This window comes from Rhodoferax sp. WC2427 (assembly GCF_040822085.1).
Classification (GTDB): Bacteria; Pseudomonadota; Gammaproteobacteria; order Burkholderiales; family Burkholderiaceae_C; genus Rhodoferax_B.
In genome coordinates this window covers 3,589,545-3,612,390 of record NZ_CP162006.1, presented here as the reverse complement: position 1 = coordinate 3,612,390, position 22,846 = coordinate 3,589,545, and the positions used below count along the sequence as shown (strand labels likewise).

Sequence of the window (22,846 nt, the reverse complement as noted above, 5' to 3'; positions counted from 1 at the left end):
GCGCCCACGAAGCCCTGTGGGGCGCATTCAAACCACCATGGCTTAGGCGCAGTGCAGCGCTTAAACCATGGTCCAATTTAACGGGTTCGGTCTGCTGCTACCTTCATATGCTGAAGTGCGGCATGGATCAGGTCGTGCAGCAGTGGCTGGATACGCCGGGCGCTATCTTCCTGGTATGCGTACGGGGGATTTTCGTCCATGTAGAGGCACTGGCCCATCTCCAGCTGGATCGCATCGATGCCTTTGGATGGCTCGCCGAAATGCCGGGTGATGTATCCACCCTTGAACCGCCCGTTGACCACATGCGAAACATTCTTGTGGTGCACCAAGGGCTGTAGGACGGCTTGCAGGAGCGCGGGGTCGCACGATTGGCCACTGTGGGTTCCAAAGTTCAAATCTGGGAGCTTGCCGTCAAACAGACGGGGCAATACGCTTCGAATGGAGTGCGCTTCCCAAAGCAGAACGCGTGGGTGCATGCCGCGCAGGCGGTCCAGTTCAGCGCGCAAGGCATGGTGGTAGGGCTGCCAGTAGGCGTCGATCCGCCGATGCATTTCCGGCTCTTCGGGTTCTTTTCCATCTTGGTAGATGGGTTCGCCTTTGAATGTCAGGGTAGGGAACAAACCGGTGGTGGTTTGGCCCGGATAGAGGCTCGCACCGTCTGGGGGACGATTGAGGTCGATCACATAGCGAGACACGTGCGCGCACAACACGCTTGCACCTAGGGTCTTGGCGAACTGGTAGAGGCGGTCCAGATGCCAGTCGGTGTCCCCCAGGTCCATGGCCTCGCTGCGGTACGAGGCATGCAAATCCGGTGGAATCTGGGTTCCGAGATGGGGAATCGAGATGAGGATAGGGCTGGTCCCCTGGATAAGCGAATAAGTTGGTGTATCCATCAGTTGGGCAAGATCCGTTGAAAATTTGAAATGGGCAGGCTGTGCCTATGTGCAAGCTCCGTCTGACCGGACTGTTGCGCTGAGGTGTCTGCCGCTACGGTTGGCACCGGCGATGTCAGAGCTTCTTTGCCGTGGGATAGAGCCATGAAACGCCATGAAATTCTTGCCGCTATCGCCTTGCACCGTTCCCGGGATCGAATTGTCTAAACCATAGCTTCAGCCATGTTGATGGTGCGAGTGTTTGGATCAGCGGCATTTACGCTGCATGCCATTCCAACCACATATTCAACTTAAACCATGGAAAACTACGATGCCATCGTGATTGGCGCAGGGGTTATCGGCTGTTCGGTCGCTTACCACTTGGCCCAGCTGGGTGCAAAGCGCGTCCTCGTGCTGGACCGGACCCAAATCGGTGCAGGTACGACATCGCAATCCAGCGGTATCTTGCGTACCCACTATTCCATTATTGAGAATGTCGAACTGGCGCAAAAGTCATGGGAGGTGTTCAGCCATTTTTCAGAATACCTGGGTGACGAGGAGGCCTCGGCCGGGCTGGTCCAATGTGGATACGTGATTGCCGCGCCCGACGGCCCGAAATTGGAGCCCCTTCGGGCCGCGTTGAAAGGGCAGGCGGACAAGGGTATCAACGTGCAGTTGCTGGACCAGACGCAAGCGCGATCGTTGCTGCCGATTTGCCGCTTCGACGATGCCGCGCTGATTGGCTATGAGCCGGATGCCGGTTTCGCGGATGCCTACCTGGTGGCTACCAGCTTTGCGCGCGCCGCCCGTAAACGCGGCGTGAAAATTATGGAGGGGGTCGAGGTGGAGGGCCTTGTGATGGACGGTCGCAAGGTCGTCGGTGTGAACACCTCGAAAGGGCGCTTTACGGCGGCTACGGTCATTAGTACGCAGAACATCTGGGCACGTGACATCGAGCGCTGGACGGGTGTGCCCACCCCGGTTTGCGCCGAGCGCCACACCGTGCTGGCCCTGGAAGGCCCTGAAGCCTATACCTTCAAGATGCCGGTCTACAAGGACCTGGGTTCGCCCGGGATGCTGTACTGCCGTAGCTATGGTGGCAATCAAATGCTGGTGAGCGAAGGCATCGTGGGTGAGACGCTGAAGTCCCCCGACAACGAGCAGGGCGACATCTCGATGGACTATGTTGTTGAAGTCGGTGCACAGGTGGCGGAGCGTTTTCCGTCTTTTGAAACTGCCGGCCTGGCTTCGTCGTGGACAGGCGTCTACGACGTCACTCCCGATTGGAATCCCGTGTTGGGGCGGCTACCCGACGTACCCGGATTGGTGGTTGGCTACGGTTTCTCCGGCCATGGGTTCAAGCTGTCGCCGGGCGTAGGCCGCGTGCTCGCGCAGTGTGCTCTAGGCCTGGAAACGGATGTTTCGCTGGTGCCCTACGCGCATGAGCGGTTCCGCACCGGCAATTTGCTGAGCGGAAAGTACGGCCTTGGTGCCGTTTCCTGAACCCGCCAACGGAATAATTTAAAAATGCACATACTCGTTCCTGTAAAACGTGTGGTTGATTACAACGTCAAAATCCGTGTCAAGTCCGACGGTTCAGGTGTTGATTCCACCGGACTCAAGATGTCGATCAACCCATTCGACGAGGTGGCGCTTGAACAGGCCATTCGTTTGCGTGACAAAGGCTTGGCGACAAAAGTGACCGTGGTGAGCTGCGGCCCGGTAGTCTGCCAAGACGTGCTTCGCACCGGACTGGCAATGGGTGCCGATGCCGCCATCCTCATAGACCCCGCCGATGCCACGCTGGACCCTCTCAACGTCGCGCGTTTGCTAAAGGCCGTGGTTGTCCGAGAGCACGCCACGCTGGTGCTGTGTGGCAAACAGGCGATCGACGATGATCTCGGAGCCACCGGCCCGATGCTCGCTGCGCTGCTTGACTGGCCTCAGGCCATTTCTGTTAACCGGCTCACGCTGGAGGCTGGCATCCTGGAGATCAGCTGTGACGGCGACCGGGGTATGGAGCAGTGGAAAGTGCCGCTGCCCGCCGTTCTCACGGTGGACCTGCGCCTCTGCGATGCACGCAGTATCACGCTGCCCAACATGATGAAGGCCAAGAAGGCGGGCATAACCACCATACCTGCGGCTGAGTTGGCCGTCCTGCCGACGGCCCACGCGCAATTGGTGTCGGCGGTCGAGCCGCCCGCCAGACCCGCTGGAGTGCGTGTGGCCGATGTCGCCGCACTCATCGAACAAATCAAGCGCCTGCCGCTTCTGAATGCCTGAGGTCTACGCCATGACTAAACCAACCTTGCTGCTTTCCATCCACGAATCCGAGGAACTGGACGCATCGACCGCTAGTGTCTTATCTGCCGCGAAGGCCCTTGGACAGCCTGTCCATGTCCTGGTTTTGGGGCCGGCCGCGGTTGCCGCTCAGGCTGCTCGCCTGGACGGTGTGGCGCGTGTCATCCACCACGATGTGGACTTTGCCAATGCCGAGACCGTCGCCAAGGCGATTGCGTTGGTGGCGGAGGGCTTTGACATGGTCATCGCCGCACACAGCATGCTTCCCCGCGCGGCGCTGCCGCGCGCAGCAGCCCTGTGCGATGCCGCCTATCTTGCCGATGTCACGGCGGTTCGCGGCGCGAATAGCTTTGTGCGGCCCATGTATGCAGGCAGCGTGTTATCCACCGTGCAGACACAGAGCCGGGTTTTCCTGACCGTTCGTGCTTCCGCCTTTGACGCTGCGACGGACTCTGCCGACGCTGCCGACATTGTCGCCCTTGACGGTCTGGTAGAGGACGGGCGCAGTTGCCTCGTGGGCAAGGAGCGCAGCTCAAGCGAGCGACCAGACCTGACGCGCGCCCGGGTCGTGGTCGCTGGTGGTCGCGGCTTGGGCTCGGCAGAAAACATGCAACTGGTGGAAGCATTGGCAGATCGCCTGGGCGGTGCCGTCGGTGCTTCGCGTGCGGCCGTGGACGCCGGCTTCGCGCCGAACTCCGTGCAAGTGGGACAGACCGGCAAGGTGGTTGCGCCAGCCCTATACATAGCCGTCGGTATCTCCGGAGCGATTCAGCATGTTGCGGGCATCAAGGACGCGAAGGTCATCGTTGCCATCAACAAGGACCCCGATGCGCCCATCTTCTCGTATGCCGATGTGGGTTTGGTCGGGGATCTGTTTGAGGTTCTACCTGCGCTGACCGCCGGTCTCCCGGCTCTTGGGGCCTGATGGTTGGCATGCGAACCCTGCAGCGAGGTTTACACCTCTTTGCGATCCAGGATCTGCCGCAGGAAACGTGGCGCAATGGCGGCGGGGTCGCCCGCACCCTGGTGCGCAGCGGGGTTGACGGCCAAACGCATTGGCGCATCAGCATTGCCGATATCGTGCGCGACGGCCCGTTCTCGGTCTTTGCTGGGCTCCAGCGCCAAGCGGTTCTTCTGCAGGGGAGTGGTGTGATTTTGCAAGGAGCAGAGACATCGTGGCGCTTGGAGCGGCTGGGAGCGTGGGCTGCATTCTCAGGTGATCTGCCTCTCCAGGCCGTACTTCATGGGAGCGAAAATGCAAGCCCGGGCGCACGGCTGTGGAACGTCATGTCGGACCCGCGCCATGTAGCCACCACGGTGGATGTCACGCGACACAGGCTCAGGACGGTGGATGCTTTGGCGCATGGTGCCTTGTGTGTACTGGAAGGTACGGCGGAAGTTCTGGTGGGCGGTGCCCTTATCGCTAGCTTGGGCCCCGGCGCTGGACTGCTGTTTGAGGGCTGGCCGGGAACGTTCTCGGTCCGATTTCACCCAGGACCAGCCTATTGGCTTATGACAAAAGTTGAAAAACGATGAATGACATGCACGTGTTGCTGGAAAAGTACGGCCCGCGCGAGACCATGGACTATGACGTGGTCGTAGTGGGCGCCGGACCTGGGGGGCTGGCGACGGCAATTCGACTCAAGCAGCTCGCTGCTGAAAACGGCCAGGATATTTCCGTAGTGGTGCTTGAAAAGGGTTCCGAGCCCGGTGCCCATATTCTGTCGGGCGCCATCATGGACCCCAGGGCGCTGACCGAGCTGGTTCCGGACTGGAAAGAACGTGGTGCTCCGCTGGACCAGGCTGTGACGGATGATGCCTACCTCTTTCTGGGGCGGAAGTGGTGCTTTCGGGTGCCTCGCATATTCTTGCCGCCGTTTGCACAAAACCATGGAAACTACATCGTCAGTTTGGGTGCCCTGACGCGGTGGCTTGCGGAACAGGCCGAGATGCTGGGTGTCGATATTTTTCCTGGCTTCACTGCTGCTGAAATTCTCTACGACGATGCGGGTGCCGTCAGGGGCGTTGCCACCGGCCATGTCGGCATGGGTAAGGATGGAAAACCGACTGACAGTTTTCAGCTCGGCATGGAGTTGGTGGGCAAGTACACGGTGTTTGCCGAAGGCGCTCGCGGCCACCTCGGCAAGCAGCTGGTGGCCCGCTACCAACTTGACAAGGGCCGTGACCCGCAAAGCTTCGGCCTGGGGGTGAAAGAGCTATGGGAAATAGATCCCCAAAGGCACCGGCCTGGTTTGGCGGTGCATACCGCGGGGTGGCCGATGAAAAACGATACCTATGGTGGCGCTTTTCTCTACCACTTGGACGACCGCAAAATGGCCGTGGGTTTCGTGACCGGCCTGGCATATTCCAACCCTTACCTCAGCCCCTTCGAGGAGTTGCAGCGTTGGAAGACCCATCCCAGCATTCGCCACTATTTTGAAAACGACCAGGGTGAAGTCACGGCCAAGCGGCTGTCGTATGGTGCGCGGGCCATCAATGCCAGCGGCATCCATGCATTGCCAAAAACCGTTTTCCCAGGCGGTGCCCTGGTGGGCTGTAATGCGGGCTACCTGAATGTCGGCCGCATCAAAGGCAGCCATGCCGCCATCAAAACCGGGATGTTGGCAGCCGAGGCGGCCTATGGCGCAATCCGGGCCGGACGCCAGCGCGATGAACTCGTTGCCTATCCTGCGGCATTCGAAAAGAGTTGGCTGTATACCGAGTTGTACAAGGACCGGAACTTTAAAAACTGGTTCAGGTACGGTCTTGCGATAGCCACGCTGATGAACGGTTTTGAACAGTGGGTTTTGCGCGGGCGTATGCCGTGGACTTTGCGGCGCAGCAAGCCGGACCACGCGTATCTGAAACCCGCTGCCGCATGCCAGCCGATCGCCTACCCGAAGCCAGATGGCAAGCTCACCTTTGACCGCTTGTCGAGCGTGTTCATCAGCAATACAAACCACGAAGAAAAGCAACCAGCGCACTTGACCCTCAGGGATGCGAGCGTGCCTGTGGACGTGAACCTGGCCTTGTATGCGGGCCCAGAGGCGCGCTATTGTCCTGCGGGCGTGTACGAGTTCGTGCCCGACGAAGCCAAGGGCGGCGGCAGCCAGCGCCTGCAGATCAATGCGCAGAACTGCGTGCACTGCAAGACCTGCGACATCAAGGATCCGATGCAAAACATCGTTTGGGTGGCACCTGAAGGCGGTGGAGGCCCCAACTACGCGGGCATGTGAAGGGCCTGCCCCTCCGCTGTGGGAGTGGGTTGGAACTTGCGTCAATTGGCAAGCGCAAGGCGACGGGCTCGGTTATGGTTCGCTACGCGGTGGTTCCAAGCATTTCCGCATCCGCAATTGACGAGAAAAATCCAAGATGAAAACGGCTCCAGAAGGCGTGAAAGGTTACAGAAGGCTGATCCCGTCGTTGACCGCGTTGGTTGATTTTGAGGCGGTAGCCCGCCTCAGCAGCTTTACGCTGGCGGCGGCGGAGCTGGGTGTCACGCAAGCAGCGGTGAGCCGCCAAATTCGCTTCCTTGAAGACACCTTGGGTGTGCGCTTGTTTTATCGTTTGCACCGATCCATCCAACTCACGAGTGAGGGCGAGCAGCTGTACCAAGTGATCTCCGACTCGATGCGGAGAATTGCCGGAACCTTCGACCGGCTCAGCATGGGAAGCCTGGAGCAAGAAGTCGTGCTGGCAAGTACCGCAGCGTTTTCCCATTTTCGCGTTCTGCCGCAGCTGTCGGCGCTTCAAAAAGCGCAGCCGCATTTGAGGCTCCGGCTGATCACGCAGATGTTTACCGCAGACTTGCGGCATAACGAAGTGGATCTCGCGGTGCGCTACGGAAACGGCAAATGGGGCGATGGCACGGCGACCTTTTTATTTGGCGAAGAGGTGTTTCCGGTATGTTCCCCCGCCTGGCTGGCTGCCCACCAGACACCGGCAACGCTGGAGGAGTTGGCGCAACTTCCGCTGATCGAGTCCGATGCGACTTCCGAGGGTTGGATGGGATGGGAAGGCTGGTTTCAAGCCGCTGGTTTCCGCGCTCCGCGGCTGAATTATGTTTTGCGTTGCAGTCTCTATACCGATGCCATCCAGGCTGTGTTACTAGGCCAGGGCGTGGTTCTCGGTTGGCGCCGCTTGGTAGACGCATTGCTGGATGCGGGCCAACTTGTCCGAGTGACCGCGGCAACTGTCAAAGTCCAGGATGCCTATTTCGCCGTGGTTCCGCATGGGCGCTCCGGCTCACCCGCGACAGAGCATCTGATCGAATGGCTGCGTGGTGCGCCTATTTGGACAGACTGAGCACTTTTGCACGCTGACTTTTGCCCCCCGCTCTCGGTGGCCTGGCCAAGCGTGCTGGTACGGGGACGGGGGCCCGCCGTGTTCATGTAATCCAGGGTAATGCGAACCAACGAATTAGTCGCGTTGACGCTCACATTTTGGACTGAGACACTGGGTTCACCGCAAAAAATACGCGTAAACCCCTTCATCCCAATTCGAGAATCCCATCATGTCTACACAGACGCTCATGCCACACGGTGCCCTGGTTCGCAGTCGTCAGGTCGGTTACGGAATGCCTGGCGGCCTATTTGGGCGACAGGATGTTTTCGATACCGATGTCGAAGTCTTCTTCAACAACCACTGGATTCTGGTGGGGGTGAGTGCGGACGTTCCCGAGTCGGGCGATGTGTCGACCATCGACATCGGAAAGTCGTCGATCCTGATCGTTCGCGACGACGACGAAAATATCCGCACCTACCGCAATGTGTGCCGACACCGTGGCGCTCGGTTAATGCCGGCAGGGAAGGCCATCGTGGGCAGGCTGGTATGCCCCTACCATTCGTGGACCTACGATCTGGATGGGAGCCTGCACCATGCTGCGCATATGGGGCTGGATTTTGACCCCACGTGCCGTAGTCTGATTCCTGTGCATACCCGTGTGGTGGGCGGACTCATTTTTGTGTGCCTCGGCGACACTCCCCCCGAAGATGTGGACGTGCTGGACCAGACCATGACACCCCGATTCGCCCCCTACGACCTGGCACACTGCAAAATTGCACACGAAACCGAAATCATCGAGAACGGCAACTGGAAACTCGTGATGGAAAACAATCGCGAGTGCTACCACTGCAGCGCAACGCATCCCGAGCTCACCGCGTCCTTCTTGCCGGAAGACTTTGGTTTCTGCCCGGATGGCCTGAGTGAAGAGTCGCAGCTGGCGCTGGACAAATACCATGCGCTCAATGCCTCCCGGGTGGCCGACTGGGAAAGTGAAGGCCACATTTGCAAGGCGGTGGAGCGGCTCGATGGGAGCGTCGCTACGATCTTTCGCACCCAGCGGCTGGTGATTGCCGGCCACGGAGAGTCGCAAACCATGGATACCAAGGTGGCCAGCACACGTTTGCTGGGCGGGCTGAAGCGCCGCGACCTCGGTGATACGCATCTCTGGACACACAGTTCGTGGACCCACGTGATGAGCGACCACGCGGTGGTCTCCTACGTGATTCCACTGGCACCGGACCGTACCCTGGTGCGTTCGAAGTGGCTGGTGCATCCCGAAGCGGTGGAAGGCGTGGACTACAGCCTGGACGGGCTCACTGCGGTATGGCGCGCCACGAACGCCCAGGATGCCAACCTGGTTTCCATCAACCACAACGGCACCCAAGACCCGGCCTACATCCCTGGCCCGTTCAGCCCCTTCACGGAAACCTATGTGGAAGGCTTTTCGAAGTGGTATGCCGCACGGCTCAGCACACACGGCATCTGATGCAGCGCCATGGCCATGGGTATATGGGTATGCCCGTGGCTGTATTTTTGACGTTGCGCCCTGACCGGGTGTTGGCGCTTTAGCCCCGCCCAAAACTACTCGACGTTCTGTACCTGCTCGCGCATCTGCTCGATCAGCACTTTCATGTCCACCGAAATGCGGGACAGCTCCAGCGCGGCCGATTTGGAGCCCATGGTGTTGGCCTCGCGGTGCAGCTCCTGGATCAGAAAGTCCAGGCGTTTGCCGACTTCGCCGCCTTTTTTGAGGATGCGCTCCATCTCGTCCAGGTGCGAATGCAGGCGGGTCAGCTCTTCGGCCACGTCGATGCGGATGGCGAAGGCCGTGGCTTCGGTCAGCGCGCGGTCCTGCGCGGCTTCGGGCAGGGTGGCGCCGTCGGCCAGGGCCATGGCTTCCTTCCAGCGCTCGATGAAGCGCTGGCGCTGCTGTTCCACCAACTGGGGCACCAGGGGCAGGGCTTTTTCGGCCAGGGTGCGCAATTGCTTCAGGTGCCCCAGCAGCATGGTCGTCAGGCGTTCGCCTTCGCGCTGGCGGGCGGCCACCAGGGATTGCAGCACCGTGTCGGCCAGCGGCAGTACATCGTCGGCCCAATCGTTGGCAGGGGCTTGCTCGTTGGAGGCCATGCGCAGGATGTCGGCCACGCTCAGCGACGCGGCCTGTGGCAGCCAGGCTTTGACCGAATCCTGCAAGGAGTTGACCCGCTGCAACAGGTGCGGGGAGGGCGCTGCCAGGCTGCCGGAGGCCGTGCTTTCAATTGCCGCGCGTACTTCTACCTTGCCACGTTTGAGCTGCGCCATGACGCGTTCGCGCAGTGCGGGCTCATGGCTGCGCAGCTCGTCGGGCAGGCGAAAGCTCAGGTCCAGAAAGCGGCTGTTGACGGACCGGATTTCGATTCCCAAGCGGCGCGCCGACGTGCTTTTGGATTCCGTATCCGGGGTGGCGGTGGCGCTGCTGTGCTGGGCACTGGCGTAGCCGGTCATGCTGTAAACTGGCATTGAGAAGGTACATATCGTTGCAATGGCCTGAGAATAACCGACGACCTGTTCAGCCTCTGATGTAAAGACCCCAGGCTTTTGCATCGGATGGGGGGCAGGTCTAAAAACTGCCTTTCCGCCGCTTCCGCGCTTCCCCTGCTATTTATGTCCAAAAACAAACCGGCCACGCTTCCGCCCGGCACCGCTATCGGGGGTTACCACATCGTTCGGCGGCTCTCGTCGGGCGGGTTTGGCGTGGTGTATCTGGCAGTGGGTGCCGACGGCGGCCAGGTGGCGGTCAAGGAATACCTGCCCAGCAGCTTGGCCACCCGCGAAGTCGGCGAACTGCTGCCGCAGGTGCAGCCCGAAAAACTGTCGCTGTACCGGCTGGGGCTGAAAAGCTTTTTTGAAGAAGGCCGTTCGCTGGCGCAGATCTCGCACCCGTCGGTGGTCAGCGTGCTCAACTTCTTCCGCGAGAACGAAACCGTCTACATGGTGATGAACTACCTGGAGGGCGCCACCCTGCAGGACTTCATCATCACCTCGCGGGACCAGCGCAAGCAGAAGGTATTCCGCGAATCCACCATTCGCAGCCTGTTTGACGAAATATTGCGCGGCTTGCGCATCGTGCACCAGCACAAGATGCTGCATTTGGACATCAAGCCCGCCAATATCTTCATCACCGACGACAACAAGGCGGTCTTGATCGACTTCGGCGCGGCCCGCGAGGTGCTCAACAAGGAAGGCAACTTCATCCGCCCCATGTATACCCCCGGCTTTGCCGCCCCCGAGATGTACCGGCGTGACGCGTCCATGGGGCCCTGGACCGACATCTACGCCATCGGCGCCTGCATCTACGCGTGCATGCAGGGTTTTCCGCCCAATGAGGCGCCGCAGCGGCTGGAAAAAGACCGCATCGGCCTGGCGCTGTCGCGGCTGCGCGGCATCTATTCGGACAACCTGATCGAGGTGGTCGAATGGTGCATGTCGATCGACCCCCTGTCGCGCCCACAGTCGGTGTTTGCGCTGCAAAAAGAACTCAGCCGCGAAGGCGAGCGCCGCTACACCAAGCTGACCGTGGCCGAGAAGCTGCGCCTGCAGTTCGACACCCTGGTGTCCGACACCAAGAAAAACGTGCAGAACGTGCGTGATGCCACCGGCATCGGGCCTACGCCCAAGTGAAGTTTTCGGTATTCCAGGTCAGCCGCAAGGGCGGCCGCGAAAAAAACGAAGACCGTATGGGCTATTGCTATACCAGCGGCTCGGGCCTGTTCCTGCTGGCCGACGGTATGGGCGGGCACCCAGAAGGCGAGGTGGCGGCCCAGATGGCGCTGCAAACCCTGTCTGCTCTGTACCAGAAGCAGGCCCGCCCGCTGCTGCCCCAGGCGGCCGATTTCTTGAGCGCCGCGCTGCTGTCGGCCCATGACCAGATCCTGCGCTACGCCGCCAAACACGGCATGCTGGACACCCCCCGCACCACGCTGGTGGCCGCCGTGGTGCAGGGCAATAGCGCTACCTGGGTGCACTGCGGCGATTCGCGCCTGTACGTGGTGCGCGACGGCGCGCTGCTGACCCGCACGCGCGACCACTCCTACGCCGAGCAGCACCGTTCAGAAGGGGGGGCGCAACTCCCCCACGCCATGAACCGTAACGTGCTCTACACCTGCCTGGGATCGCCGGTGAAGCCCCAGTTCGACATCACCGGCCCCATCGCGCTGCACCAGGGCGACAAGATCATGCTGTGCTCGGACGGCCTGTGGGACAGCCTGGACGATGCCGCCATCGTGCGCGGTCTGGCCAGCGCCCCGGTGTCGCAGGCCGTGCCCGACTTGGTCGAGCAGGCGCTGCGCAAGGCCGGTGCCCGCAGCGACAATGTCACCGTATTGGCGATCGAGTGGGAGACGCCGGACATGTTCGAGTCCACCCGGGGCATCTCCACCGAGGCAATCCAGCCGGGCGTGTTTGCGTCGTCCATCCAACCGCAGGGGCCGGAAAGCCTGATCGACGATCTGGACGATGCCGCCATCGAGCGATCGATCGCCGAGATCAACGAAGCCATCCGCAAAGCAGCCGCAAAGCGTATGTAACACCCCCAGGCGGGTGCACCTCGCGTTGCAGCGCCAACCTCCTTGCCGGGGGCACCACCAGCGGGTCGGCAATGCCGGTTCTGCGGTGCTCCTGGAACGCATCCCTCTTGTTTGAAACCTATTTGCTACCTAAGCTGCCACAGCGCAATTACAAAAATCCACACCATGACCGAATTCATCCGTAGCGGCGGCCGTGCCGCCCACCAGCTGCGCCCGGTGCGCATCACCCGGGGCTACACCATCCACGCCGAAGGCTCGGTGCTGATCGAGTTTGGCAATACCAAAGTGCTGTGCACCGCCTCGGTGGAAGAAAAGGTGCCCAGCCACAAGAAGGGCAGCGGCGAGGGCTGGGTCACCGCCGAATACGGCATGCTGCCGCGCGCCACCCACACCCGCAGCGACCGCGAGGCCGCCCGTGGCAAGCAAAGTGGGCGCACGCAGGAAATCCAGCGCCTGATCGGCCGCTCTCTGCGGGCCGTGTTCGATTTGAAGTTGCTGGGCGAGCGCACTATCCACCTGGACTGCGACGTGCTGCAGGCCGACGGCGGCACCCGCACCGCCGCCATCACCGGTGCGTTTGTGGCGGCGCAGGATGCCGTCAACGTGCTGCTCAAGTCGGGCAAGATCAGCACCACCCCCATCCTCCAGCCCGTGGCGGCCATCTCGGTGGGCATCGTGCAGGGCACGCCGCTGCTGGACCTGGAATACACCGAAGATGCCGCCTGCGACACCGACATGAACGTGGTGATGACCGGCGCGGGCCATTTCGTGGAAGTGCAGGGCACGGCCGAGGGCGTGGCCTTTACCCGCGCCGAGATGGACGCGCTGCTGGCGCTGGCCGAAAAAGGCATCATCGGCCTGATGGACCTGCAACAGCAGGCACTATCAAAATAAGAGCTGCTCACGCTCATGGAATAAGCGCTAGAGGCATATTTTTTATGAAAATCGTATTGGCATCCAATAACGCGGGCAAGCTGTTCGAGCTGCAAGCCCTGTTCGCCCCGCTGGGCGTGGAACTGGTGGCGCAGGGCACGTTGGGCATCCCCGAGGCCGACGAGCCTTTCCACACCTTCGTCGAAAACGCCCTGGCCAAAGCCCGGCACGCCAGCGCCCACAGCGGCCTGCCCGCAGTGGCCGACGACGCGGGCCTGTGCGTCGATGCCTTCGGCGGCCTGCCGGGCGTGCAAACCGCCTACTACGCCACCCAGTTCGGCTACCCCAAGAGCGACAGCAACAATGTGCGGGCGCTGCTGGAGCAGATGGCGCACATCGCCAACCGCCGCGCCGCCCTGGTCAGCACCCTGGTGGCCGTGCGCAGCCCGAATGACCCCGAGCCGCTGATTGCTGTGGGCCGCGCCGTGGGCGAGATCACCCGCGCGCCGCAGGGCGAGCACGGCTTTGGCTTTGACCCGGTGATGTTCCTCCCGCAGTTCGGCAAGACCTTTGCCGAACTGACCCCCGAGGTGAAGAACGCCAATAGCCACCGGGGCCAATCCTCCCGCGCCATGCTGGCCCTGATGCGCGAGCGCTGGCTGCCGTGAAGGATTTGCAACACCACATGCGCCCCGGCCTGCTGCAACTGGCCGCGCTGCCGCCGCTGTCGCTCTACGTGCACCTGCCCTGGTGCCTGAAGAAGTGCCCGTACTGCGACTTCAATTCGCACGAACTGCGGGCGGACGGCGCGCAGACCCTGCATCCGGCTGCCAATCTGGCCGCCCCCACGCCGACCAGCGAAGTGCCAGAGCAGCGCTACATCGACGCGCTGATGGCCGACCTGGAGGCTGCGCTGCCGCTGGTCTGGGGCCGCACGGTGCACAGCATTTTCATCGGTGGCGGCACGCCCAGCCTGTTTTCGCCGCAGGCCATCGACCGGCTGATCGGCGACATCCGCGCCCGCCTGAAGCTGGAGCCGGATTGCGAGATCACGCTGGAAGCCAACCCCGGTACCTTCGAAAAGAACCGCTTCCGTGCCTACCGCAGCGCCGGTGTGACGCGGCTGTCGGTCGGGGTACAGAGCTTCAACGATGACCACCTGAAAGCCTTGGGCCGGGTGCACGACAGCGCCCAGGCCATTGCGGCGGTGGAAGAAGCGGCCCAGTCGTTTGACACCTTCAACCTGGACATCATGTACGCGCTGCCCGGCCAGACGCTACAAAATCTAGAGCTGGATATGCGCACCGCTCTTGCGCTAGGGCCCAAACACATCAGCATTTACCAGCTGACCATCGAGCCCAATACCTACTTTGCCAAGTTCCCACCCGTGGTACCCGAGGAAGACCTGGGCTACGACATGCTGGACAAGATCACCGAAATGACCCTGGCCGCCGGCATGGACCGCTACGAGGTCTCGGCCTACGCGCTGCCCGGCCACGCCTGCGTGCACAACCAAAATTACTGGCAGTTTGGCGACTACCTGGGGATTGGCGCGGGCGCGCACAGCAAGCTCAGCTTTGCCCACCGCATCATCCGGCAGGTGCGCTTTCGCGAACCGAATCTGTACATGGCCAACGCTCTGGCGGGCAAGGCGGTGGCGCAGGACGACGACGTTGCGCGCGCCGAGTTGCCGTTCGAGTACATGCTCAACGCCCTGCGCCTGCGCGACGGCTTTGAACTGCCGAAGTTCACCGAACGCACCGGCTTGCCGCTGACCAGCATCCAGAAGGGTCTGGCCGAGGGCGAGCGCAAGGGTTTGCTGGAGCGCGAAGGTGTGCGCGTGCGGCCCACGGTGCGGGGCTTTGACTTCCTGAGCGATCTGCAGGCGTTGTTTTTGGCCGAGCCTAAAAACCAGTCTAAAACCTAGTTTTTCGCCCGGCGCAGGCTGCTCAGGCGCTCGGAAATGCTGTCCAGATCGAGCGCATCCTGTGAGCACAGCAGGTACTTTTCCAGGTCGATCACGGCAGGCCGGGTGTGGCCCAGGGCGGCGTGCGCCAGGCCGCGGTCGCGGTATTCGCTCCAGGCATCGGGCAGCAGCACCAGCAGGCGGTCCAGCACGGTGATCAGGCGCGGCCAGTCGCTTTGCGCGGTGTGGATGTCTTTGAGGTTGCGCAGCATGCGGGCCAGGATGTCGCGTGGCGGGCTGGCCTGCAAGTACAGGCCCAGTGGCACCTCGAAATCGTCAGACAGCGTATTGCGCCGCGTGTAGGGCTCCAGCCGCTCGGACAGCTCTTCGCGGCTCAGCGACTGGCCGGTGAACGGATCCATCACCACCTGGCCCTTGGGCAGGTTGATTTTGACCATGAAGTGCCCCGGAAACGCCACGCCCCGCACCACCAGGCCAATGCCCTGGGCCAGCTCCATCCACAGCACCGCCAGCGAGATCGGGATGCCCCGGCGGGTGCGCAGCACGGCGTTGAGGTAGCTGTTGTCGGGGTCGTAGTAGTCGTTGACGTTGCCGCCAAAGTTCAGGTCGCGGTAGAAGAACTGGTTCAGCGAGCGCAGGCGCTGCAGCGGCACCGCGTCGCGTGGCAGGCGACGCTTGAGGCGGGCCAGCAGCTGGTCGACATCGCCCAGCACCTGTTCGATGTCGAGTTCAGGGTATTCGTCTTGCGCCAGGCTGGTCACGGCCTCCAGCAGCGGAAAGTGTTCGTCGCTTTGCACCAGCGCCGCAAAATACTCCAGCGGGGTGGGGGGGTGGTAGGGGATGTGCATGGTCTAGTTTCTAGCGTGTCGTGGCGCAGCGTCAAGCCTAAATGCCGCCCGGATGCACCACTTTACGTAATTTCATTCCCGCTGCCCACAATGCTACAAAATAAATAGCTGCTGACGCAAGCAACACCAGCGCCATGTAGCCAACCCGTTCCAATTTTGCGCCCGCAAACTGGGTCCATGGCACGGCACTGGTCGCCCAGATCAAGAATACCGCCAGCAGGGCGCTGGCGGCCAGCACCTGCAAAATGAACTTCCACCAGCCGGGCACCGGCAGGTAGCTGCCGCGCCGCCGCAGGCCGATCAGCAGCCAGGTGGCGTTGATCAGGGCCCCCAGGCCCACCGACAGCGTCAGCGCGGCGTGTTGGAACAGCGGCACCAGCGCCAGATTCAGCAGCTGGGTGATGACCAGCACGGCCACGGCAATGCGCGCCGGGGTCTTCATGTTGTGGCTGGCGTAAAAGCCGGGGGCCAGCACCTTGATGGCCACCACACCCAGCAGGCCCACGCCCCAGCCCATCAGCGCCAGCGCAGTTTGTGCCACGTCGCGCTCGGTGAAAGCACCGTAGTGGAAGATCACCGCCACCAGCGGAGTGGCAAAGGTCAGCAGGGCTACCGAGCAGGGTACGGCCAGCAACACCACCAGGCGCAGGCCCCAGTCGAGCATGGCGGAATACTGTTTGGGGTCGTTGGCGGCCTTGGCACCGGCCAGTTGCGGCATCAGCACGACGCCCAGGGCCACGCCCAGCATGGCGGTGGGGAATTCCATCAGCCGGTCGGCCCCGCTGAGCCAGCTCACACTGCCGGGGGCCAGGCGCGAGGCGATCTGGGTATTGATGAACAGCGAGATCTGCGCCACGCCCACCCCCAGCAGAGCCGGAACCATCAGCTTTGCTACTTTTTTGGTAGCGTCATCGGCCCATGCGGTGCGCACAAGCGACCAAGTTAGTCCAATATTCGGAAACAGGCCCAGGCGCTTCAACGCCGGAATCTGCACCCCTAATTGCAAGAGGCCACCCAGCATCACACCAATGATCTGCGCATAGATGGGCTCAATGCCGTGGCTGCGGAACCAGGGCGTGGCCCACACGGTGGCGGCGATCATGGCGATGTTCAGCAGCACCGGCGTGGCGGCGGGTACCGCAAACACCCGCCAGGTGTTCAAAATGCCCGAGGCCATGGACACCAGCGAGATGAACAGGATGTAGGGGAACATCCAGCGCGTCATGGTGGTGGCCGCCGCATAGGCCTGCGGTTCCTGCTGCATGCCCCCGGCCATGGCCCAGACCAGCAGCGGCGTGCCCAGCACCCCCAGCACACAGGTCAGCACCAGCACCCAGGTCAGCAGGGTGGCTACGCGGTCGATCAGCAGCTTGGTGGCTTCCAGCCCGTGCGTAGCCTTGCTGGCGGCCAGCACTGGCACAAAGGCCTGGCTGAACGCGCCTTCGCCAAACAGGCGGCGAAACAGGTTGGGAATGCGAAACGCCACGTAGAACGCGTCTGTCATGGCGTTGGCGCCGAAGGTGGCAGCAAACAACTGGTCGCGGACCAGACCCGCCACGCGGGAAGCCAGGGTCAGCAGGGAGATGGTGGAAGCAGATTTGAAGAGACTCACCCACCCAGTGTAGCCCGGCTGGGTGGCATAAGCGCCCAACTGCTATACTCGTGGGCTTTGCTGGCATCATCCTCTAACAATCTCAAGGAAATTTATTATGGCAACCAAACCCAAGAAAAAGAACCCACGCCTTGCGTCGGGCCGTAAGCGCGTCCGCCAGGACATCAAGATCAACGCTGCGAACACCTCGCTGCGTTCCAAATACCGTACCGCTGTCAAGAACGTCGAAAAAGCCGTTCTGACCGGCGACAAAGCCAAAGCCACCGAACTGTTTGCCAAGATGCAAGCGGTGGTGGACACGGTTGCCGACAAGGGCATCTTCCACAAGAACAAGGCAGCTCGCGACAAGCGCCGTCTGAGCACCAAGGTGAAGGCACTCGTGGCCGCACCTGTCGCTGCTTAAATCTTTTAAGCAAACCGCCCGGACGGTGTCACCACTGTCCGCCGTTTTGTAGGGTGCGCTGCCAGCAAAAAATAAGAACCACCTTCGGGTGGTTTTTTCGTTTCTGGGCTCAGCTAGCCAGGCGGTCCTGCTTGGGCGGGCTGTGGAACCGGCTGCGGTAGGCCCGCGAGAAGTACGAGGGCGATTCAAATCCGCAGGCCACGCTGACCTCGATGATGCGCATTTCGGTCTGCTGCAGGAGCTGGCGCGCCCGGTCCAGCCGCAGGCCCAGGTAGAAGTGCGAGGGCGTGTCTTTCAGGTAGGTGGCAAACAGCCGCTCCAGCTGCCGCCGGGTCACGCCGATGCTGTCGGCCAGCGCATCGGGCGATAGCGGGTCTTCCATGTGGCGCTCCATTTCGCTCACCACCTGGATGGTTTTCTTGTTGTGGATGCCGTACCGTGCGGCAATCTGCATGCGCTGGTGGTCCGAAGGGTTACGGATGCGGCCCAACACAAACTGTTCCGACACCTTGGTGGCCAGCGCGTGGCCATGCTTGCGGGCAATCAGCGCCAGCAGCATGTCGATGGAGGCCGTGCCGCCCGCGCTGGTGATGCGTTGGCCGTCAATTTCAAACAGCTCCTGCGTCACCGAGGCGGCCAGCGCCGGGTAGCGCTCCACAAACGCCGATATCGCCTCCCAGTGCAGGGTCAGTTTCTGGCGCTGCAGCAGCCCGGCCTCGGCCAGCACAAAGCTACCGGTGTCGATGGCACCCAGCACCGTGCCCGCCCGGTCCAGCCGCCGCAGCCAGTTGCCCAGCGCTGGCGTGTAGTGCTCCAGCGGGTTGAAGCCGCCCACGATGAACAAGGTGGGGGCGCTGGCGACCGTGTCCAGCGAGCCTTCGGCATTCAGCGACATGCCGTTGCTGGCCGTCACCGGGCCGCCGTCCACGCTCAGGATGTGCCAGTGGTACAGGTCTTTGTGGTACCGGTTCGCCACCCGCAGCGGCTCGACCGCCGACACAAAGCCCAGCATCGAAAACGCGGGCAGCAGCAGAAAGTACAGGTCTTCGGTGGGCATGCCGGTTTTTAGCAGACTGGGGCAAACCCGCGTGGTCGCTGCTGGTCAATGACTGGTCGCAATGCGTCGTTTTTTGAGGGGTCCCCCCGGTAAATTCCTTCCATCGCAAGGCGGTGGGCGCTGTTTGCGGTGTTTATTCCAAAGGAAACATGATGAAGAAATTGCTCCAGGGTGTGGGGTTGGCGGTGGCGGCGATGTGCGTGGTGCCTGCGATGGCCCAGGATGCCGAAAGCTGCAAGAAGATCCGTTTTGTGGATATCGGCTGGAGCGACATCACCGCCACCACCGCGCTGGCCACCACAGTTTTTGAAGGCCTGGGCTACAGCCCCAGCACCACCATCGCCTCGGTGCCCATCTCTTTTGCGGGCTTGAAGAGCAAGCAGATCGACGTGTCGCTGGGCTACTGGAGCCCCATGCAAGACGGCATGGTCGATCCGCTGGCCAAGGCCAAAAGCCTGGTGGTGCTGCCCACCCCCAACCTCAGCGGTGCCAAGGCCACCCTGGCGGTTCCCGCCTATGTAGCCGAGGCGGGTCTGAAGAGCTTTGCCGACATTGCCAAGTTCCAGAAGGAGCTGGACGGCAAGATTTTCGGCATCGAAGCCGGTAGCAGCGCCAATGCCAAGGTGCAGCAGATGATCGACAAGAACGAGCTGGGCCTGGGCGGCTTCAAGCTGGTGCAGTCCAGCGAGGCCGGCATGCTGGCCGAGGTGCAGCGCGCCATTCGGCAGAAGAAGATGGTGGTGTTTCTGGGCTGGGAGCCGCACCCCATGAACATCCAGATGAAGCTGAACTACCTGACCGGCGGTGACGCCTACTTTGGGCCCAACTTTGGCGAGGCCTCGGTCAAAACCCTGGTGGCCACCGACTTCCAGGAGCGCTGCCCGAACGCAGGCAAGCTGGTGTCCAACCTGGTTTTCAGCACCGATGTGGAAAACCGCCTGATGGTGCCCATCATGGCCAAGGTCCTGCCCGCCACCGCCGCCAAAGCCTTCTTGAAGCAAAACCCCGAGCTGCTGACCCAATGGCTGGCGGGCGTTAAAACCTATGACGGCAAAGACGGCCTGCCCGCCGTGCGCACGTCCCTCGGTCTATAAAGAAAGCCACACATGAACCATGATGTCATCCTGACCTGTGCCGTGACCGGCGCGGGCGACACCGTTGGCCGCCACCCGGCCATTCCCGTCACCCCCAAGCAGATCGCCGAAGCCGCGGTAGAGGCCGCCAAAGCCGGGGCCACCGTAGTGCACTGCCATGTGCGCGACCCGGCCACTGGCAAAGGCAGCCGCGACCCGGCGCTGTACCGCGAGCTGGTGGACCGTATCCGCTCCAGCGGCGTGGACATGGTGCTGAACCTGACGGCCGGCATGGGCGGCGACCTGGAAATCGGCGCGGGCGAAAACCCCATGCAGTTCGGCCCCGGCACCGACCTGGTTGGCGGGCTGGCCCGGCTGATCCACATCGAAGAGTTACTGCCCGAAATTTGCACGCTGGACTGCGGCACGCTGAATTTTGGCGACGGCGACTACATCTACGTGTCCACCCCTGCCCAGTTACGCGCCGGTGCCAAGCGCATTCTGGAGCTGGGCGTGAAAGCCGAGCTGGAGGTGTTCGACACCGGCCACCTGTGGTTTGCCAAGCAGATGCTGAAAGAAGGCCTGCTGGGCGACGCGCCGCTGTTCCAGGTCTGCCTGGGCATCCCCTGGGGTGCGCCTGCCGACACCACCACCATGAAAGCCATGGCCGACAACATGCCGCCGGGTGCCACCTGGGCTGGCTTTGGCATTGGGCGCATGCAGATGCCCATGGTGGCGCAGGCCGTGCTGCTGGGCGGCAATGTGCGCGTGGGGCTGGAAGACAACCTCTGGCTGGACAAGGGCGTGCCCGCCAGCAACGGATCGCTGGTGGAGCGGGCCCGCAGCATCATCAGCATGATGGGTGCGCGCACGCTCACCCCGGAAGAAGGACGCCAGAAGCTGGGCCTGAAAAAGCGTGGCTGATCTGATCAACGACCACCGCATTTGCTTCGTCGGCGATTCGATGACGCAGGGCACCAGCGACCCGACCTGCCTGGGTTGGCCGGGCCGTGTCAGTGCCGCTGCGTGGAACCGGGGCTATGCGGTGACCGCCCATAACCTGGGCATCCGCGGCGATACCAGCCAGGGCATCGCGGCGCGCTGGCAGGCCGAGTCGGCAGTGCGCCTGCAGGTGCAGTGCCATAAATACCTGGTGTTTTCATTCGGTGCCAACGACATGACCCCGCAGGACGACGGCTTGCGGGTGCCGGTGGCGCAGAGTGTGGAATGCTTTACCCGCATCGTCTCCACGGCCCAGGCGCTGCACCCCACCGTGGTGCTGGGCCCGTTCCCGGTGGGCGAGGCGGCGCAGGATGCCCGCATCCTGGACCTGTGCCCGCTGTACGCCGACCGCGCCCGGGCCCTGGGCGTGCCGTATATGCCGGTGGCCCGATTCTTGGCCGACAGCGCACTCTGGCGGGCCGACGTGGCCGCCAGCGACGGCTGCCATCCGGGGGCGGCGGGCTACCAACTGGTGGCCGACCAGGTGCTGGCCTGGCCCGCCTGGTGGTTCAACTCATTAACAACTCTTTAAGCTTTCACCATGACCATCACCACCCACATCAAGACTTTCGCCGCCCTGGGCGTAGGCGTTATCGGCAGCGGCTGGGTCGCACGCGCACTGGCCCACGGGCTGGATGTCGTCGCCTGGGACCCGGCTGCCGGGGCCGAGCAGCAACTGCGCGCCAACGTGGCCAATGCCTGGCCTGCGCTGGAGCGGCAAGGTTTGGCGGCAGGGGCTTCCATGGAGCGCCTGCGTTTTGTCGCCACCATCGCCGAATGCGTGCAGCACGCCGACTTCATCCAGGAAAGCGCCCCCGAGCGGCAAGACCTCAAGCTGTCGCTGCACGCGCAGATCAGCGCGGCCGCCCGGCCCGATGCCATCATCGCCTCGTCCACCTCCGGCCTGTTGCCCACCGACTTTTACGCCAGTGCCACTCACCCCGAGCGCTGCGTGGTCGGTCACCCGTTCAACCCGGTGTACTTGCTGCCCCTGGTGGAAGTGGTGGGCGGCGAAAAGACCTCCGCCGAAGCCATTGCCGCGGCTATCAAAATCTATAGCGCACTTGGCATGCGGCCCCTGCATGTACGCAAGGAAATCCCCGGATTCATCGCCGACCGCCTGCTGGAGGCCGTGTGGCGCGAGGCCCTGCACCTGGTCAACGACGGCGTGGCCACTACCGGCGAGATCGACGATGCCATCCGCTATGGCGCAGGCATCCGCTGGTCCTTCATGGGCACGTTCCTGACCTACACCCTGGCAGGGGGCGATGCGGGCATGCGGCATTTCATGGCGCAGTTTGGCCCGGCCCTGGAGCTGCCCTGGACCAAGCTGGTGGCGCCTAAACTCACCGATGCGCTGATCGACAGCGTGGTGGAGGGCACCACTGCCCAGCTCGGCACCCACAGCATCAAGCAACTGGAGCGCTACCGCGACGATGCCATCCAGAGCGTGATGGCCGCCGTGGAAGCCGCCAAAGCCCGCCATGGCATCTGACCCCCTGTACATCGCCAAAGTGCCGCCCGAATGGGTGGACTACAACGGCCACCTGCGCGATGCCTACTACGGGCTGATTTGTAGCTACGCCACCGACGCACTGATGGACCAGATCGGCCTGGATGCCGCGGGCCGCGCCCGCACCCACGGCAGCCTGTTCACGCTGGAAAGCCATATCCACTACCTGCACGAGGTGAAGCTGGGGGCCGAAGTGCAGGTGCAACTGCAGGTGCTGGGCTTGGACGCCAAGCGGTTGCATATTTTTCTGCAGCTGCTGTTGCCGGGCCAGGCGGAGCCGGTGGCGGTGTGCGAGCAGATGCTGCTGCATGTGGACATGCGTGGCCCCCGTTCGGCGGCCTTTCCCGCCGAGGTGCTGGCCCGGGTGCAGCGCATCGCGGCGGCACACCATGCACTGCCCGTGCCCGCCCTGGTGGGGAAGGTGATGCAACTGCCCGGAGCACGGCCTACGAGCTAGCGGGGTTGGGGTGATGTGCGTATACTGTACGTATAAACAGTATATTGACGCCCATGCAA

Annotated in this window: 23 protein-coding genes; 18 read left to right on the top strand and 5 right to left on the bottom strand. The window is 62.4% G+C overall.

Features of this window, described 5'->3' with window-relative positions; all coding sequences use genetic code 11:
- Nucleotides 1–77: 77 nt before the first annotated feature.
- Nucleotides 78–893 (bottom strand): N-formylglutamate deformylase, encoded by an 816-nt coding sequence (gene hutG / locus AB3G31_RS16830; RefSeq protein WP_367847221.1) that lies wholly within the window; start codon nt 891–893, stop codon nt 78–80.
- Between the two features lie 297 nt (nt 894–1,190).
- On the opposite strand from hutG, the gene AB3G31_RS16825 reads away from it, so the two are divergent.
- From AB3G31_RS16825 to AB3G31_RS16795, 7 genes are all read left to right on the top strand, one after another.
- Nucleotides 1,191–2,375, top strand: coding sequence for an NAD(P)/FAD-dependent oxidoreductase (locus tag AB3G31_RS16825; protein ID WP_367847220.1), 1,185 nt, complete (start codon nt 1,191–1,193; stop codon nt 2,373–2,375).
- A 24-nt stretch (nt 2,376–2,399) separates the two neighbouring features.
- Nucleotides 2,400–3,155, top strand: coding sequence for an electron transfer flavoprotein subunit beta/FixA family protein (locus AB3G31_RS16820; RefSeq protein WP_367847219.1), 756 nt, complete (start codon nt 2,400–2,402; stop codon nt 3,153–3,155).
- Nucleotides 3,156–3,165: 10 nt separating this feature from the next.
- Nucleotides 3,166–4,098 carry an electron transfer flavoprotein subunit alpha/FixB family protein gene (locus AB3G31_RS16815; protein WP_367847218.1) on the top strand — a complete coding sequence of 311 codons (933 nt, stop codon included), beginning with the start codon at nt 3,166–3,168 and terminating at the stop codon, nt 4,096–4,098.
- An 8-nt stretch (nt 4,099–4,106) separates the two neighbouring features.
- Entirely contained in the window at nt 4,107–4,709 is a 603-nt protein-coding gene (locus AB3G31_RS16810; protein WP_367847217.1) for a HutD family protein, read from the top strand.
- Entirely contained in the window at nt 4,706–6,409 is a 1,704-nt protein-coding gene (locus AB3G31_RS16805) for an electron transfer flavoprotein-ubiquinone oxidoreductase (RefSeq protein WP_367847216.1), read from the top strand. The genes AB3G31_RS16810 and AB3G31_RS16805 overlap by 4 nt, the downstream gene beginning before the upstream one ends.
- 136 nt (nt 6,410–6,545) lie before the next feature.
- Nucleotides 6,546–7,478: a LysR substrate-binding domain-containing protein gene (locus tag AB3G31_RS16800; protein ID WP_367847215.1), complete on the top strand. Its 933-nt coding sequence runs from the start codon at nt 6,546–6,548 to the stop codon at nt 7,476–7,478.
- 208 nt (nt 7,479–7,686) lie between these two features.
- Nucleotides 7,687–8,943 (top strand): SRPBCC family protein, encoded by a 1,257-nt coding sequence (locus AB3G31_RS16795; RefSeq protein ID WP_367847214.1) that lies wholly within the window; start codon nt 7,687–7,689, stop codon nt 8,941–8,943.
- Nucleotides 8,944–9,038: 95 nt separating this feature from the next.
- Here AB3G31_RS16795 and AB3G31_RS16790 read toward each other — a convergent pair whose 3' ends face one another.
- Nucleotides 9,039–9,956 carry a YicC/YloC family endoribonuclease gene (locus tag AB3G31_RS16790; RefSeq protein ID WP_367847213.1) on the bottom strand — a complete coding sequence of 306 codons (918 nt, stop codon included), beginning with the start codon at nt 9,954–9,956 and terminating at the stop codon, nt 9,039–9,041.
- Between the two features lie 144 nt (nt 9,957–10,100).
- Here AB3G31_RS16790 and AB3G31_RS16785 point away from each other — a divergent pair, with 144 nt between their 5' ends.
- The 5 genes from AB3G31_RS16785 to hemW all read left to right on the top strand — a co-directional run bounded on the left by AB3G31_RS16785 (nt 10,101) and on the right by hemW (nt 14,822).
- Nucleotides 10,101–11,117, top strand: coding sequence for a serine/threonine protein kinase (locus AB3G31_RS16785; RefSeq protein WP_367847212.1), 1,017 nt, complete (start codon nt 10,101–10,103; stop codon nt 11,115–11,117).
- Nucleotides 11,114–12,022, top strand: a complete 909-nt coding sequence (locus AB3G31_RS16780) for a PP2C family serine/threonine-protein phosphatase (protein ID WP_367847211.1) — start codon at nt 11,114–11,116, stop codon at nt 12,020–12,022. The genes AB3G31_RS16785 and AB3G31_RS16780 overlap by 4 nt, the downstream gene beginning before the upstream one ends.
- A gap of 165 nt (nt 12,023–12,187) precedes the next feature.
- A complete protein-coding gene (gene rph / locus AB3G31_RS16775; RefSeq protein ID WP_367847210.1) occupies nt 12,188–12,916 on the top strand; it encodes a ribonuclease PH in 729 nt (242 codons plus the stop codon).
- A gap of 44 nt (nt 12,917–12,960) precedes the next feature.
- Nucleotides 12,961–13,563 carry an RdgB/HAM1 family non-canonical purine NTP pyrophosphatase gene (rdgB, locus tag AB3G31_RS16770; protein WP_367847209.1) on the top strand — a complete coding sequence of 201 codons (603 nt, stop codon included), beginning with the start codon at nt 12,961–12,963 and terminating at the stop codon, nt 13,561–13,563.
- 17 nt (nt 13,564–13,580) lie between these two features.
- The gene (hemW, locus tag AB3G31_RS16765) at nt 13,581–14,822 is read left to right on the top strand and encodes a radical SAM family heme chaperone HemW (RefSeq protein WP_367850373.1); all 1,242 of its coding nucleotides are present in this window, start codon (nt 13,581–13,583) and stop codon (nt 14,820–14,822) included.
- On the opposite strand, the gene AB3G31_RS16760 is transcribed toward hemW, so the two are convergent.
- Nucleotides 14,819–15,670: a SirB1 family protein gene (locus AB3G31_RS16760; RefSeq protein WP_367847208.1), complete on the bottom strand. Its 852-nt coding sequence runs from the start codon at nt 15,668–15,670 to the stop codon at nt 14,819–14,821. The genes hemW and AB3G31_RS16760 overlap by 4 nt on opposite strands.
- Before the next feature lie 37 nt (nt 15,671–15,707).
- Nucleotides 15,708–17,282 (bottom strand): murein biosynthesis integral membrane protein MurJ, encoded by a 1,575-nt coding sequence (murJ, locus tag AB3G31_RS16755; RefSeq protein ID WP_367847207.1) that lies wholly within the window; start codon nt 17,280–17,282, stop codon nt 15,708–15,710.
- A gap of 94 nt (nt 17,283–17,376) precedes the next feature.
- Here murJ and rpsT point away from each other — a divergent pair, with 94 nt between their 5' ends.
- Nucleotides 17,377–17,685 carry a 30S ribosomal protein S20 gene (rpsT, locus tag AB3G31_RS16750; protein ID WP_367850372.1) on the top strand — a complete coding sequence of 103 codons (309 nt, stop codon included), beginning with the start codon at nt 17,377–17,379 and terminating at the stop codon, nt 17,683–17,685.
- 109 nt (nt 17,686–17,794) lie between these two features.
- Here rpsT and AB3G31_RS16745 read toward each other — a convergent pair whose 3' ends face one another.
- On the bottom strand, nt 17,795–18,742 hold the full coding sequence (locus AB3G31_RS16745; RefSeq protein ID WP_367847206.1) for a GlxA family transcriptional regulator: 948 nt from the start codon (nt 18,740–18,742) through the stop codon (nt 17,795–17,797).
- A gap of 194 nt (nt 18,743–18,936) precedes the next feature.
- On the opposite strand from AB3G31_RS16745, the gene choX reads away from it, so the two are divergent.
- From choX to AB3G31_RS16720, 5 genes are read left to right on the top strand one after another with little or no spacing between them, the layout of a single operon-like run.
- On the top strand, nt 18,937–19,836 hold the full coding sequence (gene choX / locus AB3G31_RS16740; RefSeq protein ID WP_367850371.1) for a choline ABC transporter substrate-binding protein: 900 nt from the start codon (nt 18,937–18,939) through the stop codon (nt 19,834–19,836).
- A gap of 12 nt (nt 19,837–19,848) precedes the next feature.
- Nucleotides 19,849–20,739 carry a 3-keto-5-aminohexanoate cleavage protein gene (locus tag AB3G31_RS16735; RefSeq protein WP_315227782.1) on the top strand — a complete coding sequence of 297 codons (891 nt, stop codon included), beginning with the start codon at nt 19,849–19,851 and terminating at the stop codon, nt 20,737–20,739.
- Nucleotides 20,732–21,349, top strand: coding sequence for a GDSL-type esterase/lipase family protein (locus AB3G31_RS16730; RefSeq protein WP_367847205.1), 618 nt, complete (start codon nt 20,732–20,734; stop codon nt 21,347–21,349). The genes AB3G31_RS16735 and AB3G31_RS16730 overlap by 8 nt, the downstream gene beginning before the upstream one ends.
- A 9-nt stretch (nt 21,350–21,358) precedes the next feature.
- Nucleotides 21,359–22,312, top strand: coding sequence for an L-carnitine dehydrogenase (locus AB3G31_RS16725; RefSeq protein ID WP_367847204.1), 954 nt, complete (start codon nt 21,359–21,361; stop codon nt 22,310–22,312).
- Nucleotides 22,302–22,787 carry a thioesterase family protein gene (locus tag AB3G31_RS16720; protein ID WP_367847203.1) on the top strand — a complete coding sequence of 162 codons (486 nt, stop codon included), beginning with the start codon at nt 22,302–22,304 and terminating at the stop codon, nt 22,785–22,787. Before AB3G31_RS16725 ends, AB3G31_RS16720 begins: the two co-directional genes overlap by 11 nt.
- Nucleotides 22,788–22,846 lie beyond the last annotated feature (59 nt).

Coding starts and splice junctions, on each gene's coding strand:
- hutG (WP_367847221.1), bottom strand. CDS start 893: ATGGATACACCAACTTATTCGCTTATCCAGGGGACCAGCCCTATCCTC.
- AB3G31_RS16825 (WP_367847220.1), top strand. CDS start 1,191: ATGGAAAACTACGATGCCATCGTGATTGGCGCAGGGGTTATCGGCTGT.
- AB3G31_RS16820 (WP_367847219.1), top strand. CDS start 2,400: ATGCACATACTCGTTCCTGTAAAACGTGTGGTTGATTACAACGTCAAA.
- AB3G31_RS16815 (WP_367847218.1), top strand. CDS start 3,166: ATGACTAAACCAACCTTGCTGCTTTCCATCCACGAATCCGAGGAACTG.
- AB3G31_RS16810 (WP_367847217.1), top strand. CDS start 4,107: ATGCGAACCCTGCAGCGAGGTTTACACCTCTTTGCGATCCAGGATCTG.
- AB3G31_RS16805 (WP_367847216.1), top strand. CDS start 4,706: ATGAATGACATGCACGTGTTGCTGGAAAAGTACGGCCCGCGCGAGACC.
- AB3G31_RS16800 (WP_367847215.1), top strand. CDS start 6,546: ATGAAAACGGCTCCAGAAGGCGTGAAAGGTTACAGAAGGCTGATCCCG.
- AB3G31_RS16795 (WP_367847214.1), top strand. CDS start 7,687: ATGTCTACACAGACGCTCATGCCACACGGTGCCCTGGTTCGCAGTCGT.
- AB3G31_RS16790 (WP_367847213.1), bottom strand. CDS start 9,956: ATGCCAGTTTACAGCATGACCGGCTACGCCAGTGCCCAGCACAGCAGC.
- AB3G31_RS16785 (WP_367847212.1), top strand. CDS start 10,101: ATGTCCAAAAACAAACCGGCCACGCTTCCGCCCGGCACCGCTATCGGG.
- rph (WP_367847210.1), top strand. CDS start 12,188: ATGACCGAATTCATCCGTAGCGGCGGCCGTGCCGCCCACCAGCTGCGC.
- rdgB (WP_367847209.1), top strand. CDS start 12,961: ATGAAAATCGTATTGGCATCCAATAACGCGGGCAAGCTGTTCGAGCTG.
- hemW (WP_367850373.1), top strand. CDS start 13,581: ATGCGCCCCGGCCTGCTGCAACTGGCCGCGCTGCCGCCGCTGTCGCTC.
- AB3G31_RS16760 (WP_367847208.1), bottom strand. CDS start 15,670: ATGCACATCCCCTACCACCCCCCCACCCCGCTGGAGTATTTTGCGGCG.
- AB3G31_RS16745 (WP_367847206.1), bottom strand. CDS start 18,742: ATGCCCACCGAAGACCTGTACTTTCTGCTGCTGCCCGCGTTTTCGATG.
- choX (WP_367850371.1), top strand. CDS start 18,937: ATGTGCGTGGTGCCTGCGATGGCCCAGGATGCCGAAAGCTGCAAGAAG.
- AB3G31_RS16735 (WP_315227782.1), top strand. CDS start 19,849: ATGAACCATGATGTCATCCTGACCTGTGCCGTGACCGGCGCGGGCGAC.
- AB3G31_RS16725 (WP_367847204.1), top strand. CDS start 21,359: ATGACCATCACCACCCACATCAAGACTTTCGCCGCCCTGGGCGTAGGC.
- AB3G31_RS16720 (WP_367847203.1), top strand. CDS start 22,302: ATGGCATCTGACCCCCTGTACATCGCCAAAGTGCCGCCCGAATGGGTG.